Source organism: Photobacterium sp. 1_MG-2023, from assembly GCF_030547945.1.
GTDB lineage: Bacteria > Pseudomonadota > Gammaproteobacteria > Enterobacterales > Vibrionaceae > Photobacterium.
Window position 1 is genome coordinate 19,702 of the sequence record NZ_JAUORR010000004.1, and the last position, 23,956, is coordinate 43,657.

The following is a 23,956-nucleotide window of genomic DNA, read 5'->3' on the forward strand; positions in this document are numbered from 1 at the left end:
GACTGAGATGAGTACGGTTTTGGCTCAGTCAGCGCCTGACGTCAGCGAAATCCGCAAGATAAACAGGGTCTCCCTAAGACGAGCCCAATCCGATCCCCCGCGCCATGAAAACCGCCAGCAGCGGAATGACAGCGAGCAGCAAAAGCTCCAGACGGATCAGCATCACGATAATGGGGGGAACCGGAACCGTCTCTCGGGTTGTTTTGCGATGTTTCAGAAAAAATACTGTCGGGAACACAGACAGCGCTGCCACAATCGCAAACAGGGTCAGTTTGGCGTGAAAAACCGGATTGGCGCTGTAAAACTCTGGCGGTTTGCCCACCAGAAACCAGAGCGACAACCCGGCCAGCAAAACGATCACGGCAGAAATGCCATACACCGCATCCAATCGTGCAAGGCGGTGCATTTCTTCAGCCGTCAAACGCCGTTTGAGAAGCAAGTGCTCTGCCACCAGTACCGCAACAAGCATAAAAATTCCAAGAAAATGGGCATAACGAATCAAGAGTTCGAGCATCGTTTGTCCTGATTGATGAACGGGTCCCGCATTCGGGGCGTCGCAAGAAAATCGGCAATCATCCGGTACGTTGCCTCACATCGTGCGGGCACCAGGTTTTCCAGATTCAGATAAGCATGAATCATGTCATCCAGATGATATTGCTGGACAGGCACACCAGCATTAGATAGCCACTGAACATAAGCAGCCCCTTCATCACGGAGCGGACAGTACTGCGCCGTAATCACTAAGGTTCTGGGGAAGTGTTTTGACACAGGCATAAACAACGGTGATGCCGCCCGACGGTCTTCTCCGTTCTGAAAGTACTGATCGAAGTACCAGCGTATTTTTTCCTGCTGCAAAAACAGCCCGGTACCATTTTCCACCACAGACGGCAGACTCATGGTGTAATCCAGGCTGGGATAGATCAGCACCTGATTGACCAGTTGAATGTCAGGGTCAGACTGGCAGTCAGCACTGAGTGTCGCGGCCATCGCACCGCCCGCAGAATCCCCCACCAGCGACAGCACCGGCTGATATTGAAGCTGATGTTGTTCACACAGCGGAACAAGCTGGCGCAGCACCTGCCGCGCATCTTCCAGTCCTGCCGGATAGGGTGATTCCGGCGCCAGACGATAATCCACAGCCACCACAATCTGTCGGGTCGCATCCGCCAGCTTACGACAAATCGAATCATAAACAGCGACACTGCCCGCCAGATGCCCGCCACCATGAAGAAAAAGCAACACTGGCAGTGCCGTGTGTGGCGCTGGGTGATACATCCGGACCGGAATGAGGTGAGATGCAGCCGGAACAAAAGTATCGATCACCCGCGCGACGTCTGGCGCGTGGGTGACGTAAGTTGCCGTCAGTGTCGCCAGACCCTCGCGAATCATGTCGGCCGTGGCAATCTGACCCGAGGCAGCAAAATGTGCCAATGCCTCGTGATAAGCCGACAGCCATAATTTGAAACCACTATTCAGATGGGACATGTGTACTCAGATACTCCGTCATCAATCTGCATGCCAGAAAAGTTTAGCTGAGTGTATCCAGGTAAACAGCGCCTTCACTGTTAAATTGATATTGCCCACGGCCTGCCGCTTTGGCTTGATAGAGTGCCTGATCGGCTTTCGCAATCATGACATCAATAATCTGTTCCGGATGCACGAATTCAGCCATCCAGTCCTGCTCGGCCACACGGGTTCTGAAATGAAAAATGCCAATACTGACCGTCACATTCTCATCAATGGCTTTCGACTGATCCAAACCCGACATCAAACGATCACAGACAGCCTCAATGCCTTCCCGGCTGGTATCGCCAAGCCAGATGATGAATTCATCACCGCCATAACGGGCGACTGCGTCGTAGCTTCTCAGATTTCGCTGCATGACATTGGCGAATTCAACCAGCATTTTATCGCCCAGCAGATGCCCGTAGGTATCATTCAGTGTCTTAAAATGATCAATGTCCAGCAGCAGCACTGCGGCTTCCCCCCCGCTTTTACAGCGCTGCATCTGATTCAGCGAACGCTCAAGTAATTCCATAAAAGCACGCCGGTTCATCAGATTCGTCAATGGATCCACAGAAGCCATTTCTTTCAGCTTTGCATTCAGAGAACGCAGTTGTTCTTCCTGCCGGCGCCGAACCATTTCAACTTCGATCCAGCTCGCCATCAACTGAAGTGCATCTACATCTTTGGGTTTGAATTTCCGGGGATAAGGCGCAGGGCTGGAGAAATTCAAGGTTCCCCAGGTCATTCCGCCGATATGGATCGGAACTGCAATGTAGGATTCCAGCCCAAACTGGCGATAGGCTGGATGCGCCCCCAGCACATCACTCTGACCCACATGTTCCACAGCCACCACACCATCCGCTTCGCAAGTCACAGCACAGTAAGTCATACCAAACTCAAATTCATCGCCGGGTTTCAGCGGCATATGTTCAGGACAGACACATTTATCGACGATATAAGTGTCCCCTTCAACTCTGGCCAGAATCCCGATCTCCAGCTTAAAACGTTCCATACCTAAGCGAATGAGCGCTTCCATCTGAACATCAAACCCTTTGTCATAGGCTTGGGTAATTTCATGCAAACGACGAATGACATTTTCACTTTCAGAATACTCAGTCTGCATACACAATCCTTTGTTTAATCTGCTGCTGCAATTTGGACGTAGCACTGGCAAGTCCGAAAAACACATGGAATAAATGCAATAGCCAGCATAAGTCACACTAAAGATAGTCGAAGGAACACCTTGCACAAACAGAATTGAGCCAATCTTGAGATCTGAGTAAGCAGACGATTGAGCGGATCCAAATATTCACGGCAGCATTCCTCATCCGAGCTTGAAGTAAACTCATCTGTTCGTCTTGATCCTGAGATCAGATATCGAGAAGCCTCAACCCGGAGATTCCACTTTCTATACTGATTTCAGGGAACAAAAAACAATCATGGAATGAAAAATATCAATCAGGTTTACTTTTGATATGGAGTATTCGCCCATGTCTTCGACAGGATTTTTCCGACGCCATCATGTCACCGCGCAGTTATTTCCCCTGTTGCTTCTCACGTTGACCAGCATCACGCAGGCAAATCCCCTGATGCCCAGCGCAGGTCACCAACTTGCCCTGCTCAGTACCCAGCAACCCATTTATAACCCTCAGGTCGCTGTTGAAAAGAAAACCGGGCGGATCAGCAAAGAAGAACTGAAAAACGGTGTGATGGACAGCCGTCTGTCGTTTGATATTGACCAATATCTGGCCATCAAAAACCAAAAAATCCAGACCGTTCCAGCCAACCGATATCGAATGGTCCAGGATATTCGGGTCACCCGCCCTTATGGCAATTGGTACTCAGGATACGGTGAACTGCAAACAGATGCTCAAGCCTTACCCTGGCTGGCATTTACAGCCATCCACTTTGAATTACTGAATCAGATGACAGAACGCCAGCAACGTCAGCTTGAACAGGCACAGATTGAAGCGACCCGTGTTTCTGTCGGCAATGCTATCCAATGGCAGGTGGAGAACGCATCCGGTTCGGTCACCCCCACCCGGGAAGGCACCACCACCAGTGGCCGCTACTGCCGGGAATTTATTCAGGAAGTCCGCATCAATGACACGACGGCCACCGCGATGGGGACCGCCTGCCAGTTAGACAATGGACGCTGGGAAATCGTGACCACCGGATAATGCCAATACGGTTCCTCCTGCGCGGATAACCTTCCCTCACTAATCAACCACCAGCACCGCGAAATCAATCAGACAGGCCAGCAGGCTCATCGCGGTTCTGATGGCATGCAACCGACCCCATTGCTCCAGTAACACAAAGGTCGCCGACGAATGCTTTTTCAGCCCCGTTGCCTGTAATTGCCGGTTGATTGGCATGATGGCAAGAAATGTAAAAGGGATCACCGCGAATATCAGCGCGCCACCGAGCAGCCACAGCCAGAGTCCACCCATCGCCGCAGCGGTGATTGCCGCGAGCGTCGACACCAGTGCCAGCGTCACCTGCATCCTGGCGGCACGACGGTAACTGGGCTGAAACTCGGTTGCAGCCAGCTCTCCGCCGCATTCCAGCCGGGCAGGATGTTCGACAAGGCTGATATAACTGGCTGCCCCGCAAAACAGACTGGCACTGAAAGCCGCTAACACACCTGCGAAGTCAGCCACAGTATTCAAAAGATCGGCGGGAATCACCGCTGGCTTCTCAGTTGATAAGCCAGGACATAATCGCCCAGTTTGGTGCCAATGGAGCCATGCCCGCCCGCAACAATCACCACCATTTGCTCCCCCTGACTATTGAGATAGGTCATCGGCGTTGCCTGCCCTCCTGCCGGTAAACGGGCCTTCCAGAGCTCCTCGCCATCACCCAGATCATAAGCACGGAGATAGTTATCCACGGCGGCAGCCATAAAGACGAGTCCGCCTTTGGTGATCACCGGCCCGCCGATCCCGGGCACACCCATTTTGATGGGCAGCGGCAGCGGCGTCAGGTCTTCAACAGTGCCATTCTTCTGCTGATAGATAATTTTCCCCTGAGCGAGATCCGCACCGGCAATATAGCCCCAGGGCGGCTGCTGACAAGGCACGCCCAATGGCGAAAGAAATGGCTTCAGCTCGACCGCATAATCTGCCCCTTCATTGGCATTCACGCCATGTTCGCCCACATTCACTTCGCCCAGATCGCCCGTATCCTTTGGAATCAGAGTCGATGTAAATGCAAGGTACAGCGGCATACCGAACATCACCTGACGTTCCGGATCCACCGCGATCCCCCCCCAGTTAAAGACACCGAAATTGCCGGGGTAGACAATGGTGCCCTGCTCTGACGGCGGCGTATAGCGTCCTTCATAACGCAAGCTTCTGAACTGAATCCGGCAGTAAAGCTGATCCAGGGCTGTTGCGCCCCACATGTCTTTTTCTTCCAGCGGTGGCGGATTAAAGGTCAATGCAGAAACAGGCTGTGTCGGAGAGGCGAAATCCCCTTCAATGGTTCCCTGAGGTGCGGGGGCTTCGGTGATTGGATGAATCGGTTCTCCCGTGGCCCGGTTCAATACATAAACATCACCCTGTTTCGTTGGCACCACCAGGCCGGGAATGAGCCCTTTGCTGGTTTGAATATCCACCAGACTGGGCTGTGCAGGGGTATCCATATCCCAGAGATCATGATGCACAAATTGCTGGACCCACTCGGCCTGGCCATTATCCAGCCGCAAGGCAACGACGGAGGACGCATATTTTTCTTCATCCGGCGTGCGGTACATGCCCAACTGGTCCGGTGTCCGGTTCCCCATCGGGAAGTAAGCAAGGCCTAGCTGTGGATCGGCACTGGCAACGGACCAGCTGTTTGGAGAACTGGTCGCATACATTTTATCTTTTGCGATGGGCTGGGTTTCCGTGGGGTTCGCAGCGTCCCAGTTCCATTTCAGGTCGCCGGTTTTGACATCGTAAGCCCGAATCACGCCTGATGGTGAATTAATATCGTAATTATCATTCACCGCACCGGCCACCAAGACCACTCCCTTGGCCACCACAGGCGGTGACGTTGAGTAATAATAACCGGACTTCGGAAAGGGCATGTTATGCAGCAGATTCAGCACACCATCGTCTGCGAAATTCTGGCAGCGTGCACCTGTGGCCGGATCCAGTGCAATCAGCTTGGCGTCTGATGTCGGCAGATACAGCTGCGCATCGCAGGCAATACTGGGCAGTGTTTCTGCTTGGGCTGATCCCGCAGCCGTCAACGCCACTGGCTCACCTGTTGCTGGCGGCAGATAAGACACGCCCCGGCAGGTCTGATGCTGACGCTGATTGTCGGTCCCGACTTTGGCGTTGTACTGCCAGCGCCTTTCACCGCTGTCGGCATCCAGGGCGACCAGCCAGTTATGCGGGGTACAAAAATATAAGGTATTGCCTATTTTGAGCGGCGTGGCTTCGTAGGTAAATTCCCCGATATCCCCTTTGCCTTTGGTATCTCCGGTCTGATACTGCCAGGCCAGTTCAAGCTGGCCGACGTTCGCAGGGGTGACCTGCGCCAGAGGGGAATACCGCTGGCCGAGCGGACTGCGACCATAGCTGTACCAGTCCCCTTCAGGTACATCTCCCAGGTTCGGGGACTGAACCAGCGGCGACGTATTCAGTTTGCCTTCCAGGTGGTGCGTGGTATTCAGCATGCTGCCCAGGGTCACCAGAGCCACCAACCACCAGTAAGCGGTCAAACGACTGATTTTGGAACGCCCCATCAGGCGATAAGAGAATAAAAGCGGAATCCCGAGGATCAGAAACAAACCTAAACGGCTTGCGAGCGCCCACCAGTCATACCCCGACTCCCACAAAGCCCAGACCAGCGACGCCAGCAGAAACAGGCCATAGATCAACTGGGCATTGCCCCGTTTCGTTCTGACCTTGGCTGCAACCAGCAACAATACAACACCTGCAAGCGCAAAATACCAACTGCCTCCCAGAGAAATCAGCCACAGTCCGCCCCCCAGTAACGCCAGACCGATCAGTGAGTACAAAAAAGCAATGAATCCCATACACCCATTCCCTTCAAGTTCTTATCAAGCAAAGGGTAGACCATCCGGTAAAGATGCACAGGAATTCAAGCAGATGAAAGCCAGAAATTCTGACCGCCGAATCCACCGAACATTGCGGCTGAAGCGCGGGCATGCCTGATTTATTGCTTATAGGTTACGTTTTTTCTGCTGCCATTCTGCCCGGGTAATCCGGTACAGACAATGCTCTGCCAACACATGATCCGCAGGCAGTTTCGGATGCAGGAAGTTTTGCTCACAGTCTGTCATTCCCAGCTTCTGCATCACCCGCTGCGAAGGCAAATTCGTCACCGTTGTAAATGCATATACATCGGGTGCATCCAGTGATTCAAACGCATACTGCAATGCACGTTGTGCCGCTTCTGGAGCATAGCCTTTTCCCCAATGCTCAGCGTCCAGCCGCCAGCCAATTTCCACGAAGGGGGTATTCGGAATCGCCAGATCCTGAGCATGCAAGCCCACAAAGCCAATGAACTGCCCGGTAGCTTTCAACTCGACCGCCCAAAAGCCCCACCCGTTCTCTTCAATCAGAGACTGCACCCGCTGACGTAACGCTTCACTCTCCTCCTGAGATAATACAGACGGAAAGTAACGCATCACTTGCGGATTGGCACACATCTTCGCAAGGGGCACTGCATCTTTGTTTTCCCAGGGACGTATGAGTAATCGTTCAGTTTCTAAAAATGCCATTGCCATACTCACGCCTGTTTTAAAAATTTCGCCATATAGACTTCATCGACAAACTGACCATCCACTTTCAACGCATCCCGTTTGACACCTTCTTCCTGAAAACCCGCAGAAAGATAGAGTTTTCTGGCCACCTGATTGTGTGCCATCACAGTCAGTTCCAGCCGATGAAATTGTTGCGCGCTCGCCCATTGTTCCAGGGCAGATATTAATCGCCGACCCAAGCCACGTCCCTGATACGCTTGCCGGACGCCAATCACAAGATAAAGCGCATGGCGATTGCGGTTCATTTTTCCACCGATCCCAACCACAAACCCAGCGATATTCTGGTTGTCATCTTCTGCAACGAACATCGCTTGGTGTGCATGATCAATAAAACCCGGTAAAATTTCTGATTGTGCCTCGACTGTCAATTGCCGTTCACCCGGTTCAAATAACATGAATGAGGTTTCATGATCCAAAGATTCAAATAATCCAACCAATTGCTCAGCATCATTCAGATTCACGCTTCTGATGTTCATTGTTCATCCATATTCAACTTTCAGGAGGATTTAAACTAGCGTAATTCAGGCGTGAAATACACCTGGAATGCATAAAGACAAATTGCATCAATACATTGTCTTCATGAATCATTCTTACTTTCTCATCAATGCCAGCCAATCATTGGCATTTTGACATCATCATCTGCTCAGGTAAGCCCGTATCCGTAAAATAAAGACGCCAGACATAGCGTCCATCCTCTGGCAAAGTGGCTGCCGTATCTTTGCCGTAACTGCCCGTGATCAGAGGCTCTGCCTGTCCCATTATCAATCAAGGAGGTCTTTCAGAAACCATCCTTATCATTCTTTTAACCGGCGTAGTCAGGGGGTGGAGAGATTGCTCAGATATTCACATTTATTGATGTAGATCAATTTTAATGTTTTATATAAATAAAAATATTGTTATCAGTTTTGCTCACATAACATTCCAAACAATGTGATCCATGGTATTCTAATGCGTAGCCTCTCATCAAAATACGCTGAATCTTTGATTATGAATATTCATTGCCAACATAAAAAAACGGCCTCATATCGAACAACGCTCTGGCAATGTTGCATCACTCTTTCTATCTTTCTTGGTATCATTGCAATTGGATTCTTAGGTGTTTACCTTCATGCAAGATATAGCCTTCAAAGTCAGATTTACGAAAAAGAAACGATTCTAAACAATCTCTTTCAAAATATTCTCGACGATGCATATGACGCAACCCATCAGGCCGCCCAACTATTAGAGCAAGAATGCAACCTTGAAACATCAAATCAATTAAAGCGGATTTCTGTACTTATCTCGAATATTCGAACACTCAACTTGTTGAAAGATAACTACATTTATTGTTCATCTGCTTTCAACAAGCCAATCCCAAAGAATAAAATCAGCTATCTTCCCATTCAGGGAAACATTTTCCTAATTCCCTCAAGCTATTATAGCCCCGATAAAAAAACCTTAATTGTCAGCCATCAAAAGAGCAATGGGGTTGCGGTAGCGATGATCGATACCACCTATGTCAGAAAATTACTGAATACCATCACCAAAAACATTCCCCTGACCATCACGCTCAACAATCTTCAGTCTGTAGAATTTAATCATGGCGACATTGATATTTCCTCCGCCACAAAAATGTCCCAGAGTTCGATAAATAAAGAGTTTACAATCTCAGCCTATGTCAGCAGAGGCATGTACTTGGATTATTTAAAACATGAATTTTACATTCATTTATACCTTTGCGTTCTCATTGCCATTCTGGTCAGTGCAAATCGTTATCGCCAGTTAAATCGCCCTCGTTCGCCTCAGGAAGAATTGAAAAGAGCCGTTCTGAAACAAGAGTTTTCTCCATTTATTCAACCCATCGTTAATCGACAGGGCCAATTATGTGGTGCAGAAGTACTTATCCGCTGGCAGCACCCCAGCCAAGGCATTATTCGACCGGACTTCTTTATTCCGCTGGCAGAGGAAACGGGATTAATCAGTATCATGACAACACAAATCCTCTACCAGTTGAAACAAAGCCTGATTCAGAATATTCACTTGCTTCCAGACAATTTTCACCTGGCGATTAATATCAGTGCAAGCCAGTGCGATGATCTCCAGTTATATCAAGACTGTTTGAATTTACTTTCACATCTCCCTGAGGGGAAATTGAAACTGGTTGTAGAGCTGACGGAGCGCGCCATCATTGAAGATACGCATCAGACCCATCATTTGTTTGAAAAGCTACACCAGTTAGGCGCACAAATCGCGCTGGATGATTTCGGCACGGGCCATTCATCGCTCAGCTACATCAATCAATTTGATGTCGATATCATCAAAATTGATAAAAGCTTCACGAATCTGATTAAAACTGTGGACCACCCTAATCACATCGTGGATAACGTGCTCGATCTGGCGGCACGCCTGAATATTGAGGTCGTTGCAGAAGGGGTTGAAAATGCTATCCAGGAAGACTATCTCAAACAACGCCATATCCGTTATTTTCAGGGATATTTTTACGGCAGACCTATCGCTTTGGAACACTTTTTTGATCAGTTGGCCACACTCTCGGCGGCTGAAATCGATACCCTGCAAGCCACAGTTCAAAAAAAACAGCAACCCGACTCAGGGAGCAGTGCCCCCTGAGCAACGTCCGATCACACTTTAAAGTAGGCCAGATGCTGATTCAGCATCTCAGAAGCTTCAGCCATCGCCTGGCTTTCCATCGCCAGATTCATAGACGCTTCTTTCATCGCATTCGCTGAAAGATTAATACTGCTAACATTTTCGTTCATTTCATTCGCCACAATGCCCTGTTGCTCGGCTGCAGCTGCAATCAGCACAACCCGATCCGTGGTTTCATTCAGATCGGCCACCATGGTATCGAAAGTCGTGCGGGTTTCCAGCGCTACATCCACACAAGCTGCCGCCTGATGATGGCTGGTTTGCATCGTTTGACTTGATTGTTCCGCGATCTGAGTCAGCCGATCAATGCTGGCTTTCACTTCTGAGGTCGACTGCTGTGTCCGGCTCGCCAGATTTCGGACTTCATCGGCAACCACAGCGAAACCGCGTCCCATTTCCCCGGCTCGTGCAGCCTCTATCGCAGCATTCAGTGCCAGCAAATTGGTTTGCTCGGATACATCCTGAATCACATTCACCACAGCATGAATGTCTTTTACCCCATTCAGTAACTGATTCACCAAGCGGTCTGCATCGGTAATATTTTCCGCAACCGTCTGAATGTTGTCACTGGTCGCTTTCATGCGCGTGCTGCTGTCGTGCGCCTGTGCTGACACCCCTTTTGTGGCTTCTGAGGTGCTTTCTGCGTTCTGTGCCACATCGTTGATGGTCGCCGACATTTCATTCATCGCAGAAGACAACTGTTCCAACTGAACATGCTGTGATTCCACACTGCTCGCAGTTTCCTCACTGGCACCGGCGATCCGGCTGGCCATATCCCGCGATTGTGCGGCTGAATCACTGGCGACTTTCAATGCGGCCTGTAACTTATCCAGCATGCGATCGACTTCCCGGCCCATGTTACCGATTTCATCTGTACGCTGCTTGTTCAGCCGGACTTTCAGATTCCCGTCCGCAATCACATGGACCTTTTCGACCAGCGCATTCAGCGGTATCACAATGTCCCGTGCCAACAGATAACCAAGCCCACCCAGGATTAGAATCGCAACTGCCGCAAAACCGGCTTCTTTGGCCAGATTGAAATAAAACTCGTCTTCAATATCAGACACAAGAATGCCGGAACCAAGGATCCAGTCCCACTGCGGAAAATAAAGCACGTAGGAAATTTTGTCATGCAGACGGCCATCCGGCGCACGCCAGGTGTAATCCAGAAAGCCCTGTCCGTCCGAGGCTGCAATCCGGGCCATTTCCTGCCAGTGATACTGACCGGACCCATCGCGGATCGAAGACGCATCCGCACCGTTGAGTTCAGGTTTCAGCGGGTGGAGAATCACTTGCTGACGGGGATTGGTGATCCAGAAATAGTTGTCGCTGTCATATCGCAATTGCTCAATCGCTTTCTTGGCCATCTGCTGTGCTTGCGTCTGGCCCAGTTCAGATGCCTGTCCGGCAAAATACTGAATGATGCTCTGCGCCGTTTCGACCTGTGCCCGCAATTTGCCTTCCCGTTCCTGAAAAGCAGCCGTGCGTTGTAACGCCAGATTATAAATACAGACAGAGACAATCATTCCGGCTGCAATGGCAACCAGCAACTGTAATTTTATTTTTATCGAAATATTCCCTAATTTCACGCTATCACCATGCCGAAATAAGCAACAAAACACCTATTGTGGCCGAGTGAAATCTCCCCTTATTTATCTGAGGTCAAAGAAATAGGAAATCATCCCCTTCAGGCATAAACTAAAACACTGATATGCGACATCAGTCTTAATCAGATTCTACAGATTGCGTCGTTGTTGCAGCAAAGCATAACCGGGATCGAATCATTTAAGCGGCACTGAACCGGGTCGCTTCAAAGCGGTTGAGCAGCAGGTGAACCAGATACGTAACCAGCAGCGTCACTACAATGGCAAAAAAGATACTGCTGACGCGATACAGGGCGCTGAAAATCAAATCATTCCCGGGCGTCAGATACTGGCCAAATAAGATACCCAGTGTCGTTAACCCACCAAAACCTGCCCCCGACCCACTGGACTCTTTTACATGCATGTAACTGAATATCATCGCGCCAATCCAAAGAACAGGCACAATCAGAACCAGCATGTCTGACCAATCATAAAGCAGCAGTTGTCCGGCCATACCGAACGACACGCCGAGCAGTGTCCCCATCGCCCGCTTTCTGGCATAGCCCAAAGCGCCGTTCCAATGCATCGGGAATAGAAGCAATAAAGTCGTCGCCTGAGCTGACATGGAGTCACTGAGATCAAACACCTGAAACACAATAAAAGACAGCGTTGCAATGGTCGCCCCCATCAGAGCTTCATGACGCATCCGGTGCGAACCTTTCGGCTCTGCCGGCCGGGCTGGCGCGGGCCTTGGCGTCGCATCAGGGATCAGAAATGTCATCAGATATGCAATCACCACAGACAACACATTGGCCAGCAGGTTACTGAAAATCAGTTCATTTAAATCGGAGCTGGGATAGCTGGCGAAATGCAGCATGATACTCAGACTCAGGACACTGTTGGCACCAAACAGAAACAGCGGCCCCTTCGACATACAGGCAAACTTGTACAGAAACAGGACAAACGCAATCATCGTCATCATACCGGGATGACCGCCAAACAAGCCGCCAAGAATGCCCACTTCCAGCCCGCAAACGACCGCAGAGGCAATCAGTTGTCTGGCCGCATGCGCGCTCATCACCGGCACCATGCCCAGCAACAGCATCGGTGTGACCGTAAAAAATACGCCATAATTCCAGCCAAAGATTTTACTGAGGGTAAAGCCCAGCGTGGCGCCGGTAGCAATTCTCAGACACTGGCGGAAATCATTTTCCGACATCGGGTGATCCCAAAGTTTCATGGCCCCTCCGTATTAGTAAATATAATGAAGGGCACTCAGGAACCGAATCTGCGTGCGGGCCAACCAGGCCAGCAGAGCATTTTCAGGGATCAGCTGAACCGTCGCTCTGGCACCGGCAGGCATTGCCTGAACAGATTCATCCTCAAGGCTCAGATGCAAACGCATACGTTGTGCATCACGCACCCAGCGGTTGGATTCCGTGGGTGTTGCCAGACGGCCATTGGCATCAAACTGACCTGAACTGACCCCGGCATCCAGACTGCTGATATGCGCTGTGAATATCCGGCCCGGCTGACTGTCGAATGCAATCATAGCCTGACTGTCCTGTGAAAAATGGCGCAGGCTTTTCTCGCGGAAGTCCGCAATGATATCGACATCTTTGGACACCAGTGCCACCAGCGGATTTCCTGCCGCGGCATAAGCCCCTTTTTCAAGCTGCAGGTTAGTCACCACACCATCGTGTTTGGCTTCCACCCGGGTGTAAGACAGGTTCAGCTCAGCCTGCTGCAGCTGGTTTTTTGCAACACGAATACTCAGGTTCTTGTCGCTGACATCGCCCCGGCTGACCTGCAGCTCTTTCAAGCGGGCCTGAGCAGCAATCAGATTGGCTTTTGCAGCCTTGGCGGCACTCTGTGCGTCATCACGCAATTGCTGTGAAGTCCCGTTGCGGTGAAACAAAGCATTCAGTCGTTTCGCTTCGCGATTCTTCTGCTGTAACACTGCGTCATTAGCTTCCACATCCGCGCGGGCAGCCTGAATCGATGCATCCAGTTGTTCATTGTTCTGAATAACTTTTTCCAGATTCAGACGAGCCTGCTCAACCGCCAGCTGATACGGCGCCGGGTCGAGATCAAACAAGACATCCCCCTGATGCACCACCTGGTTGTTTTTGACATGAATCTCGGTGATCTGTCCGCTGACTTGTGGCGATACTTTGGTCACAACCCGTGTTGCCATCGCTTGCGGGGTTAAAGGCATGGCCAGATCCGCCACCAGAAAATAGGCAAACAGAAGAACAAAAGCGAAACAGGCATTTCGGATCCAGCGGGCGAATTTTTGATCGGGTGTCATAAGGGCTTACTTCTCCTGTGCGTGGTTATCGCTTTCCCGGTGCAGGGAATCCAGCGCGTTATGCGCAATTTGCTCCAGCATCAAACTCAGATGCTGCAGATCTTCTTCACGAATCTCGGCTAATAACTGACGACGGACCTGCATGATGCGGCTCTCCATTTGCAGAATCATCTGGCGGCCGGATTCAGTCAGGCTGACAATCCGGGCACGTTTGTCGGTCTCGCAGCATCGCCGGGTGATCAGGGACTGTTCTTCCAGTTGCTTCAGGGTCCGCATCAGCGATGCCAGTTCAATTTCCAGCGCTTCGGCCAGTGTCTTCTGGCTGACGTGATCGCCCAGACGTTGTAATTTCCACAATGCTGTCCAGCGGGGATGAGTCAGCCCGAGCGGGGCCAGCTCACGATCGGCGACCATTTTCCATAACCGGGAGACACGGCCCAGCTGCTCTGCCAGTGGCATATCCCGAAGATAATTGATGTCTTGAACCATGATTCACCGCCCTAATTAGTTAGCCTGCTAAGTAATATAATCGAGTCAGCAGGCTAAGTAAATAGTTGTGAGTTCAATCACACATTTCTTGTACGAGCAGGCAAATGCACAGGCATACCCGACAGCTTTGGAGAACCAAGCAGCACAATGCCATCTGCAAGGCTTTTCTCAACGTCTCACATCTTTGAAATCAACACGTTGGCTCAAAGCATATCTCTTGATATCCTGCGCCTTTCTGTGGGTATGCAATAGGGATTACTGTGAGCACAAACAAACATCTGGCGATCGGGATTGATTTAGGCACAACCAACAGTGCCATTGCCGTTTGGCGTGATGGTCAGGCCGAACTGATCCCAAATGCACTGGGCCACTTTCTGACGCCTTCCGTGGTGAGCATTGATGAACAGGGTCAGGTACTGGTCGGTGAAGCCGCGCAGTCCCGCTTACTTACCCGCCCGCAGGAAACAGCCGCGGCTTTCAAACGCTTTCTGGGCACGGAAAAAACCTATTTACTCGGACAGACCCGCTATACGCCTGCCGAACTCTGCGCGCTGATCCTGCAATCACTCAAAGCCGATGCCGAAGCACATCTGGGCGAAGCGATTCTTGAAGTTGTGATTTCTGTACCGGCGTATTTCAGCGACCAACAACGCAAGCAAGTCCATCAGGCGGCAGAGCTGGCGGGATTGATTGCCGTCCGGCTGATCAACGAACCCACCGCAGCGTGCCTTGCGTACAGCCTGCATGAAACCCATGAGCGACGCTTTCTTGTATTCGATCTGGGCGGCGGGACTTTTGATGTCACTGTGGTTGAGCATCAGGACGGTTTTGTCGACGTCCATGCCTCCGCGGGCGATAACCAGCTTGGCGGTGAAGATTTCACGCGCCAGCTGGCAGCGTATGTGATAGATCAGCTGAAAACCCGCGAAAGCGATCTCAGCCTGAGCGATCGGGCCAAGATTTTCAGCGCCTGCGAAGCTGCCAAAAAAAATCAGCAACCTGAGATGACAATCGTCCTGCCTGAGCCATTCAATACTCAGTTCACGCTGACGCCCATTCAACTGGAAGATATCTGGAAATCCACCTTACTCAAGCTCTCGCAACCCCTGCGCCGTGCTCTGAGTGACGCGCGCATCAGTACCGATCAAATCGATGAACTGATTTTTGTTGGCGGCGCAACGCGACTGCGTCAGGTGCAGCAACTGGCAACCCGGCTGATCGGCCGGTTTGGCCAGAGCAAGCTGGACCCGGATCAGGTTGTTGCGATGGGGGCCGCCACGCAGGCTGCCTGTCGGCTTCGGGATCAGGCGGTTCAGGAAATCGTGCTGACAGATGTCAGCCCATTCAGTCTGGGCATTGCCGCTAACCGAAACGGGCAAGTGGATGTCTTCAGCCCGATCATTGAACGCAATACCGTGATTCCGACCTCCCGGGTCGAACGTTTCAACACCGCTTATGACCAGCAGGATAAAGTCCGGATCGCGGTTTATCAGGGCGAACGATTCTGGGCACGCGAAAATATCTTCATCACTGAGTTTGAAATCGAAGTGCCACCGAACCGGGCGGGAGAAGAAGCCATCGATGTACGTTTCAGTTACGACATCAATGGCCTGCTCGAAGTGGATGTGACGATCCTATCAACCAATGCCAAAGTCCAGCAGGTAATTGATCGCACGCCCGTTGGCCTCAGCGAAGCCGACAAGCGCGCCAGTCAGGAACGTCTGGCGCAACTGAAAACCCATCCGAGAGATCAGTTACCGAATATCGCTCTAACGGAAAAACTCAACCGACTTTATGAAGAAAAACTCGGCTACGAGCGAGAAATGGTTGAACACCTGATCCTGCAATTTACGCAGGCACTGGACAGCCAGAATCAACAAATCATCCTGGATGCAAAGAAAGAAGTTGAGGTGCAGTTGAAACACTGGGGGTTTTCGTAAGATATGAGCTGGGAATAACTGCACTTTTCCAATGGTTAATATGTACGAGACGGTTGACCGTAATGGTCAACCATTTCTAGCATTGCGTCGTAAAATTATGTGCCGTCGTTTCTGGATTTGGATAAGCAATATACCAAGAGCGAATATCCCTAATAATTTGATAGCCGCACTTTTCGTCAACCAAAGTACCTCGAATCGCTTTTACTCCAGTTTCATTCTTAATCAGAAATGTTTCTTGTTTTAAATCCGCAGAAGTGTATTTTCCAGTCAGTTCATTGCGAATGATATATATCGTCCCTTTGAGCATGTTGGATAATACATACTGAATCTGCACTTGATCGCCGTCCAACAGTTCATTACGTTGTGATTGATTCAACCGTGGCCCATACACCTGAATCAGGTTTTTATACCTGATTTCGTTTTGCTGTTCATCGGTCATCCAGACAATCGATTTCAAAGAGAGCGTATTCATTTCATGATTACTGAAAAAGATGGGTTTCACTTTAATCGACTGAAACGCGTCTGTTTCCGATTGAGCATATTGAGCCCCGTACTCTCCAAGAAGATTTTCAAGCGGAATATTTTGAGTCACTTTGATCAGTGGCAAAATTTGCTGATTTGCCTTCTCTTGCTCCAAAAGAAGTTTTTCAGCTCTTTGAGACTGTATGATGGCTGAATGTGTCCCTACTTGTGCCAGCATACCGACAAGTCCGGCACCGCCATGATACATCATTTGCGATTCGCCTACGGAATCATCTGGCTGGTAAATTCCTCGCATATCAACCAAAGTGGCTCCTTCAAAGCTGAACTGAAAATTCGCTTCAGAAATCTCACCACCTGGTATTTCGTTCACATACCTTGCGTAATCATCCTGATAAGGGGTGCTGCCGCACCCCACAAGAAACAACAAGGCTAATGTCATCAGAAATTTCATATATCCCATCATCAAAGCCCAATGACTTAAATCGCTTCTTTGATATTGTGCTTCACATTTTCAACAGCCTGATAATAAGACGTTGTCACACTCGGGAATTGCGTCGGTTCATCCCACTCACCGACCGGCTGTACCTTTTCGCTGATATCTAAATACTGAAAGTATGCATTTGTTTTCAAGTCAACCGTGTAGAGTAACCCACTCACGTAACCTTGAGGGTCAGTATTCGGAATATAATTACTAAAGCTACGGTACGCGCCGTGCTGGTATATCTGGAAAACAACCAGCGCATCCAGGTCCATTTTTTCTTTCAGCACGGTAAAATCTTTTCTTGCAAAACCAAGACCTTTATCAAAATCTTTCAGCTCGCTGATATCCATACCAAGATCAACCAGTCGAACCTGTTTCGAACGAGTGGCATATTCAGATAAAACCAGATCTTTCATCTTATCCAGTTCTTCATCCGTCAACGTATTTTCTAAATGGGTATCAAGATCACTGGTTAATGCAGCGGCGATACCATAACAAAGCAGGCAGTTTGCGCCAAAAATATGCGTTGTCGCTTTCTCTGCAGGCTTCATAAAGACAACCCCAATTCGCATATCCTCAGATAACAGACCTTCATCCAAAGCTACAGTTGGCTGCGGTGTTGCCACACAAGCCGAAAGCACCATTGCCAGACCTAATACGAAAATCCCTTTGATATGTTTCTTTATTGTTTTCATTCTATCCTCAATTTTTATTCAATGATTACGTTGAAAAGCAACGCAATGACTAAATCCACCACAACAAATATTCTTTCAGAGCATTCATCTTGCCGCGAGGCGATTGGGAACACCTCATACGAGCACGATCATAAACCTGTCAAAATTCCGTCAGAATTTACTGGATAGATTAATGATATTCAACGAATTTATTTGAAAACAGCGAGATAAAATGAAAATAGGTTTATTTAAAACATTTAGTTCAAAAAGCATACTGAACGGTTCTGTGTCGAATTCATGTGTACGATCAGAAGCCATGATTCACTAAAAAGAGGCCATTCGGCCTCTTCCTGTACTTATTTATTCTTTTCTTTCATCCCGAGCAATTTGCGTAAATTGACGGTTCTTTTTTGCACCACTTTTTTCTCCCATCCGCCATTTCCGTAAAGCTGGGTTAGCCCTCTTGCGGTAAACCAGTGGGTAATGAGATTGATCAACGCCAGAACCGGAGATTTCGTCCACAGGGCTGCAATCAGCACAAAGGTGGCATAGCCGGCATAACGCATCCGGTTTCGCCGTTCAATGACGGGTTGACCAATTCGCCACACAACAAAGCTGTGGCAGACAAAGAGCAACACCTGATAAGCCAGTAAACTCACGCCAGCAATCTGGGAACGAGCCAGCCCGTCGGCTTCAAAAAACGTTGGCGTGAAGAAAAGCAACCAGGACATAAAAAAGAAAATTGCCAGCCACTGCAAGCGCCGACGACTGAAGCTCGCCGCTTGTTTGCCTTTCAGCTGTATGTCATGCGTCAGCTTATGCTGATACATTTGCTCCAGATGGATAATCGCAATATCAGCCGTTGCCTGCTGCAACGCAGTCTGTGCTTTCCGGCTGTACGCCAGATGCTTCAATGGAGACAAGTCATACCCTTTCTCCCCCAACCCCAGATGTAACTGCGTTAACAGGTGGTACATCGGATAATGAAAATTCTTGGCTTCATCAACCGGAGAATGATCAGCCATTTCTACCGGTGGAATAAACCAATCTTTATCTCGGGTCAGCATGGCGTACAAAAAGGTCGGTTCAGTCACACGATAGTTCTCCTGATCCAGCCCTTTTTCTTCCCGTAAACGAATCAGAGACTGCTGCTGCCAGGACACGACATCCAGAAAATGTGGGTGCTGCCTTAACGCAGCCGCTGTGAGGTTCCAGAAGACAATGGCTTCATCAAAATGATCCTTCGCCAGCACACGCGACAAGGCGCAACAAGCCGTCATCTCTCCGGTTTGTGCGAGCTCGAGCAATTGCGCCTGATCGCAGGTACGGGTCAGCAAAGTGACCTGATCATCCACAAGGGTCCGGTAAACAAACTGTTCCGGAAATTCATTCAACGCCTGAACGGCATCCGGCAGGAATGTATCCGGCGACGCCGCAAAAGGCAGCAACTTCGACATTGGCCCTTGCTGCTGTTCTGCAGGAAGTAAAGGCAAAGCATCAATCATCGACTGCCTTGCCGTCCCGACCGGGGACATATGCCCGTAGTAAAACAATGCCCAATCAAAAACACCTTGAAACGGCGCGTCCTGCCAGCAACTGGCCAGCCGGAAATCGGGGTTCACACACCGGAAGAAATTCAGAGAATCAACATAGGCCGGATAGGTATTGGCATCCCAGAGTGCCTGCTGCGTGAGGATGCCGGTTTCAGTGAACTTGTGAAACCACGCATCCGGCAGCAGCGGGTGACGAATCAGGCAATCCAGCCACTGCGCTTGACTGAGCGATTCAAATTCCTGATCGGTCAGCGGCTCCACCTGAAAGAAGGCATCGGTTTCGTAAAGAGCCAATTTTTGCTGTAAGGATTCGCTGCCAGCCTTCAAGTTGCATTGTTGTTGTACCCATGCTTTTGTCAGCTCGACTGCATACTTGTGTTCAGGCAATGCTATATCGATTGCATTCAGTTTTTGCTGAATCTGTGCCAGCCACGCCCAGCTGCCAAACCGTCCGGCCCAGAAGGCCTCCGTCAGCAATGCTTCAATCCCGGTCATGCCCGCAAAATCAAGTCGATGACTGAATCCTGGGTGATCATGTCCGGTCAGTTGGCCATACAACCACAAAAACAGCCGGCTTTCCGGGTCTGATTCCGGTTGCGGAAACAGCTGACGTTCTGCACGCCAGTAAACTTGTGGTAAAGGCTGCCATTGCTGACGAAGAAACCCGTAGCACAATGCCAGCAGCCGGTTCTGCGGCACGGTTTGCTGGTATTGCAACTCCGCCACTTCGGCGAACGCATTCAGCGCGAGCAAACGCTCAGAAACCCGATGGACTGCCTCCAGATCCCCCAGTTTGTGACTGACTTCACCCAGAATTTCCCACTGACCCAGCGTCAGGGTGTCGGAATCGGCCTCCAGAAGCTGGTGAACCAAATACGCTGCCAGCGTTTCCGGCAATTGCTGGCAGGCAAGAAAGCCCTTCAGCAGACTGATCCGAAAGGTCACGGAAGCAATCAGGCTGGTGGCCATCGGCTGCGAAAGAATATTCTTCAGCGCCGCGACTTCGCCATACCCCATGGCAAGATGAAACGGCCTCAAAAAACTCAGCACGGCCCGTTGCTCAGCTCCCGACATTGCGTCCAGATGAGATAAGGTGATCGATAACGCTTGCTGACGCCAGTCCTCAAGAAACTCCCCCTGCTCACTCTGCTCGGTTGTACCGCTCAATAGAAGTTCCCAGCTCAGCCCATGCCAGAGTAATTCAATGATTTCGCCCGGCAACCAGCGGTTGTTCATGACCATCGTCACGGTTGCATCTGAAATTTCCTGTTGCTGGGTGATGGGCAGAACCTGAACCGCATCAATCCAGTTTTGCCACTCTGCAGCCTGAAACCGTCGGTGCGGATCAATCAGTAATTGCTGCAGGGATGTTATCAACTCATGCGGGCTATCTTCACGCCCTCGGTTCGTCTGCGCGTCCGGTGCCAACGGAACAACCTCGGCATCATCCAGTATGGGCTGAACCGGGGCATTGTCCTGCCCTTTTACCAGCGTTTCGAGGCTGGCAATCGCGGCTTCATAAGCAGCCCGAACGGTTTGAAAACCTTCCGGGTCATCTTCAGGATGATGCTGACGCAGCTTGATTCGGTAAGCCTTTTGAATGGCTTTTTCGTCGGTGGTTTGCGAAATCTCCAGAATGTCCCAGCAGCTCATCGTCATCCCTCACTCGTTTCATTCAATAATGCATTCAGAGATTCTGGCACCTGAATGTCCGGCAACCTGACATCCCAGGACAGCGCCGGGATCGGAATGTCCGTATCATTATCGATCAGATTGAAAAACTGGCTGTAACCAATGCCAAAGCCATTACTGAGCAAATAAGGAATGTTCACTTCATCCCCGTCTTCATCATTCATGTATTCCCAATAGGCCCGGCCAAATATAAAACTTTGCAGATACTGTTCCCAGCTCGCATAGTCACGTTGAATCTGACGTGATAAATAATTCAGTAGAAAAGCGAACTCTTCCTGAGTGACTTTGCCGATGGCATAGCCAGCCCGGGTCAGAAATGAGGCCCGGCAATAATCCCAGGCTTTGAAACCGGCAACACCGACGTGTCTGAACACCGCATCAACAAATCGCAGTTCGCCCTGTGCCACTTCACTTTTTGTCGCATCAATCCGCTGCAACCAAGCCTGATTGGTCATACAGGCCCGGCGACTGAACTCACTGCGCCACACATTGCCATGCACTTCAGCCATTGCCAGTTGATGTATCATCTGATGCCAGTCGCGGCGTGTCTCTATCCCCCAGGACTCCGATATATTTTTTGCCCACTCGGCCAGCCCCGCTTCAGATGTCCGCATACCGGGCATGTTGTAATCATAATGCTCACGGTTATAACAAATCTGAGGAGACGTGATCGCTAACCACCATTGGCAATGTGGCAAACTGAGATCAAATTTATAAGCAGAGATAGACATGCCGCTTTCCTGAATCAAACACAATGAGTTCAGTAGAATAGCCGGATTAAAGCCATGCGCCAATAAAGAGCGGCATTTCAGTGAAGGGAGAGTGAGCTTGGTTTGAAAACGGTTTGCAGGGGCTGGCTCCGAACTTTTGTATGCCAAATTTTTGACGACCCGAAAGAAAAGTGGCCGACGGTTTCAAGTCTCATCGCCGTGGAGCGTCATCGCATGATCAAGGTAAATAGGAATTTTCTTCTTTTAGCCCTCCATTGAAGTGATGAAATGCTCAACTTTCTGCGGCGAATCTCTCTTTAAAGCAAAAACGTACATTACATTTTCAATTGGGTTCCGACAGCGTTCCTAAAAATAGAACAGGAGAGTTCAAGAGAGTTCTGACAAACATAAAATGTTCTTGAATTCACAAGGGAATCAAATCATTTTCAGACGATTTTTAAAGTGGCATGATGAGAAAATCATAAATGACTGGCAGAGGGCTTCGAAAAGAAAGTGCTTTTTCCTCATTGCGATCACAGCTTTAGTGTATTCATTGGTCATACTATTTCTTAATTCTAGGTTAGAAGTATCTATCATGACCTTTACTTTAGGACTGGTTTGTGGAGCAAACTTTGAGAAGTTAATTCAGCTCAGAATAAGAGATAAAATAAACAATTAAACTAATGTTGATGTACGATAAGCCACCAAAAACGGTGGCTTAAATTGCTCGCGCCCCTACAGGCGTTACCTGAAGCTATGTGGTCTCGCTCGGCTAAAGACTCGCTATCTGCCCCATACTATGGTTCTGCACCCTTTCTCGATTATGCCGCAGTTCTTAAGAAAACACGGACGAAAAAAAACGCTGAGACTTCAGCGGTTTCTTTAAATGTGGTGGAGCCAGAACAAGACATAGAGGGATTATCAAATCCCGATCATCGCTTTCCTGGCCAAAAACGAAAAAAGCCCCGTCTGACGACGAGGCTTTTAAATGTGGCGGAGAGATAGGGATTTGAACCCTAGATACGCTATGAACGTATGCCGGTTTTCAAGACCGGTGCTTTCAACCACTCAGCCATCTCTCCGTAAGTGGTGCGCATGATACCCAGCCGGTTCGGTGTTGTAAATACCCCATTGAACTGACTGCGCAGATGATCGCCAATCCGTTCTCTCATGAGACATATTGCCGGACGTTTCATCAGATGGTGCTGCTGGCTTGCGAATCGACCTGCGCTTTTTTCCTGAAAACTGGCTGACCGGGTTTTCGCATGACCAGAAAAACGGCCACCGCGGCTATCGCAAAGCCGATGGCACTGAAAGCATCAAAGGTTTCATTGAATGCCAGCCAGGCTTCCAGTGCGGTGACCGGAGGAACCAGATAAAAGGTAGAAGCGACTTTAGACGCTTCTCCGTGCCTGACCATATAAAGCAGCAACCAGATTGCCGTCACCGACACCCCGAGCACCAGCCAGGTGAGCGTTAGCGTAAACGTCAGGTTCCAGGTGACCATCATGGTTTCAGCCGTCAGCATCACCGGCATAAAAACGGCGGCGGCCATCATGTACTGCACAACAGACCCGCCAACCAAATCGACCTGACGACAAAAACGTTTCTGATACAGTGTGCCCAAGGTGATTCCCAGTAAGGCCAGTCCAGCAAAACCAAATGCAGCGGCTTGGTGGGTTTCATCCTGCCAGCTCATATTCCCCTGAAGTACCAGAGCAATTCCGAGCATCCCGAGTAAAAGACCCAGCCATTGTGACCATGCCAGACGTTCCTGTCCCAGTAACAGCACGGCCGTGACGATGGGTTGAAGCCCGACAAGCAAGGCGCAAAGCCCGGCTGGCATCCCGAGATAAATCGCATAATACGTGCCGCCAAGATAAAAACCGTGAATCAGCATGCCCGTGACCAGACAATGAAAAAACGCTGTCCCTTTGGGCAACTGAGATTTCAGGACCAGCGTCAGTACCGCAAAAATCGCAATGTTCGCAAGCATACGAATCAGAAGAAAAGTCGCTGGCTCGGCATAAGGTAATCCAAAGCGTGCACCAATAAAGCCAGTGCTCCAAAGCAGAACAAAAATAAACGGAATGAAACGCGCCATCACAAAGC

General features: G+C 49.9%; 19 protein-coding genes and 1 tRNA gene. 3 read left to right on the plus strand and 17 right to left on the minus strand.

Annotated elements, in window-relative coordinates:
* Nucleotides 1–73: 73 nt before the first annotated feature.
* The 3 genes from Q4579_RS05150 to Q4579_RS05160 are packed head-to-tail and all read right to left on the minus strand — an operon-like array spanning nt 74 to nt 2,629.
* Nucleotides 74–514, minus strand: coding sequence for a DUF2214 family protein (locus Q4579_RS05150; protein WP_303562225.1), 441 nt, complete (start codon nt 512–514; stop codon nt 74–76).
* Nucleotides 499–1,485, minus strand: coding sequence for an alpha/beta hydrolase (locus Q4579_RS05155; RefSeq protein WP_303562227.1), 987 nt, complete (start codon nt 1,483–1,485; stop codon nt 499–501). Before Q4579_RS05155 ends, Q4579_RS05150 begins: the two co-directional genes overlap by 16 nt.
* Before the next feature lie 43 nt (nt 1,486–1,528).
* Nucleotides 1,529–2,629 carry a sensor domain-containing diguanylate cyclase gene (locus tag Q4579_RS05160; protein WP_303562229.1) on the minus strand — a complete coding sequence of 367 codons (1,101 nt, stop codon included), beginning with the start codon at nt 2,627–2,629 and terminating at the stop codon, nt 1,529–1,531.
* A 367-nt stretch (nt 2,630–2,996) separates the two neighbouring features.
* On the opposite strand from Q4579_RS05160, the gene Q4579_RS05165 reads away from it, so the two are divergent.
* On the plus strand, nt 2,997–3,686 hold the full coding sequence (locus Q4579_RS05165) for an RT0821/Lpp0805 family surface protein (RefSeq protein WP_303562230.1): 690 nt from the start codon (nt 2,997–2,999) through the stop codon (nt 3,684–3,686).
* 39 nt (nt 3,687–3,725) lie between these two features.
* On the opposite strand, the gene Q4579_RS05170 is transcribed toward Q4579_RS05165, so the two are convergent.
* The 4 genes from Q4579_RS05170 to Q4579_RS05185 all read right to left on the minus strand — a co-directional run bounded on the left by Q4579_RS05170 (nt 3,726) and on the right by Q4579_RS05185 (nt 7,758).
* Nucleotides 3,726–4,166 (minus strand): DUF1772 domain-containing protein, encoded by a 441-nt coding sequence (locus tag Q4579_RS05170; RefSeq protein ID WP_303562231.1) that lies wholly within the window; start codon nt 4,164–4,166, stop codon nt 3,726–3,728.
* A 23-nt stretch (nt 4,167–4,189) separates the two neighbouring features.
* Nucleotides 4,190–6,532 carry a membrane-bound PQQ-dependent dehydrogenase, glucose/quinate/shikimate family gene (locus Q4579_RS05175; protein WP_303562232.1) on the minus strand — a complete coding sequence of 781 codons (2,343 nt, stop codon included), beginning with the start codon at nt 6,530–6,532 and terminating at the stop codon, nt 4,190–4,192.
* A 147-nt stretch (nt 6,533–6,679) separates the two neighbouring features.
* A complete protein-coding gene (locus tag Q4579_RS05180; protein ID WP_303562233.1) occupies nt 6,680–7,246 on the minus strand; it encodes a GNAT family N-acetyltransferase in 567 nt (188 codons plus the stop codon).
* 2 nt (nt 7,247–7,248) lie between these two features.
* Nucleotides 7,249–7,758 (minus strand): GNAT family N-acetyltransferase, encoded by a 510-nt coding sequence (locus Q4579_RS05185; RefSeq protein ID WP_303562235.1) that lies wholly within the window; start codon nt 7,756–7,758, stop codon nt 7,249–7,251.
* Nucleotides 7,759–8,230: 472 nt separating this feature from the next.
* Here Q4579_RS05185 and Q4579_RS05190 point away from each other — a divergent pair, with 472 nt between their 5' ends.
* Nucleotides 8,231–9,889: an EAL domain-containing protein gene (locus tag Q4579_RS05190; protein ID WP_303562236.1), complete on the plus strand. Its 1,659-nt coding sequence runs from the start codon at nt 8,231–8,233 to the stop codon at nt 9,887–9,889.
* A gap of 11 nt (nt 9,890–9,900) precedes the next feature.
* Here the strand turns inward: Q4579_RS05190 and Q4579_RS05195 are convergent, their stop codons facing one another.
* From Q4579_RS05195 to slyA, 4 genes are all read right to left on the minus strand, one after another.
* Nucleotides 9,901–11,517, minus strand: a complete 1,617-nt coding sequence (locus Q4579_RS05195) for a methyl-accepting chemotaxis protein (protein WP_303562237.1) — start codon at nt 11,515–11,517, stop codon at nt 9,901–9,903.
* A 196-nt stretch (nt 11,518–11,713) separates the two neighbouring features.
* A complete protein-coding gene (locus Q4579_RS05200; RefSeq protein WP_303562238.1) occupies nt 11,714–12,751 on the minus strand; it encodes a DUF2955 domain-containing protein in 1,038 nt (345 codons plus the stop codon).
* Nucleotides 12,752–12,763: 12 nt separating this feature from the next.
* Nucleotides 12,764–13,822 carry an HlyD family secretion protein gene (locus Q4579_RS05205; protein WP_303562239.1) on the minus strand — a complete coding sequence of 353 codons (1,059 nt, stop codon included), beginning with the start codon at nt 13,820–13,822 and terminating at the stop codon, nt 12,764–12,766.
* 6 nt (nt 13,823–13,828) lie between these two features.
* Nucleotides 13,829–14,311, minus strand: coding sequence for a transcriptional regulator SlyA (gene slyA, locus Q4579_RS05210; RefSeq protein WP_303562240.1), 483 nt, complete (start codon nt 14,309–14,311; stop codon nt 13,829–13,831).
* Between the two features lie 260 nt (nt 14,312–14,571).
* On the opposite strand from slyA, the gene Q4579_RS05215 reads away from it, so the two are divergent.
* Complete coding sequence (locus Q4579_RS05215; protein ID WP_303562241.1) at nt 14,572–16,251, plus strand: Hsp70 family protein; 1,680 nt, start codon at nt 14,572–14,574, stop codon at nt 16,249–16,251.
* Between the two features lie 76 nt (nt 16,252–16,327).
* Here the strand turns inward: Q4579_RS05215 and Q4579_RS05220 are convergent, their stop codons facing one another.
* The 6 genes from Q4579_RS05220 to Q4579_RS05245 form a co-directional block, all read right to left on the minus strand.
* A complete protein-coding gene (locus Q4579_RS05220) occupies nt 16,328–17,185 on the minus strand; it encodes a hypothetical protein (protein ID WP_303562242.1) in 858 nt (285 codons plus the stop codon).
* 26 nt (nt 17,186–17,211) lie between these two features.
* Nucleotides 17,212–17,910: a hypothetical protein gene (locus Q4579_RS05225; RefSeq protein ID WP_303562244.1), complete on the minus strand. Its 699-nt coding sequence runs from the start codon at nt 17,908–17,910 to the stop codon at nt 17,212–17,214.
* Between the two features lie 335 nt (nt 17,911–18,245).
* Nucleotides 18,246–21,101: a J domain-containing protein gene (locus Q4579_RS05230; protein ID WP_303562246.1), complete on the minus strand. Its 2,856-nt coding sequence runs from the start codon at nt 21,099–21,101 to the stop codon at nt 18,246–18,248.
* Entirely contained in the window at nt 21,098–21,865 is a 768-nt protein-coding gene (locus Q4579_RS05235; RefSeq protein ID WP_303562248.1) for a DUF1266 domain-containing protein, read from the minus strand. The genes Q4579_RS05230 and Q4579_RS05235 overlap by 4 nt, the downstream gene beginning before the upstream one ends.
* Before the next feature lie 970 nt (nt 21,866–22,835).
* Nucleotides 22,836–22,926: transfer RNA gene (locus tag Q4579_RS05240), tRNA-Ser, on the minus strand.
* Nucleotides 22,927–23,039: 113 nt separating this feature from the next.
* Nucleotides 23,040–23,951 carry a DMT family transporter gene (locus Q4579_RS05245; protein WP_303562250.1) on the minus strand — a complete coding sequence of 304 codons (912 nt, stop codon included), beginning with the start codon at nt 23,949–23,951 and terminating at the stop codon, nt 23,040–23,042.
* Nucleotides 23,952–23,956 lie beyond the last annotated feature (5 nt).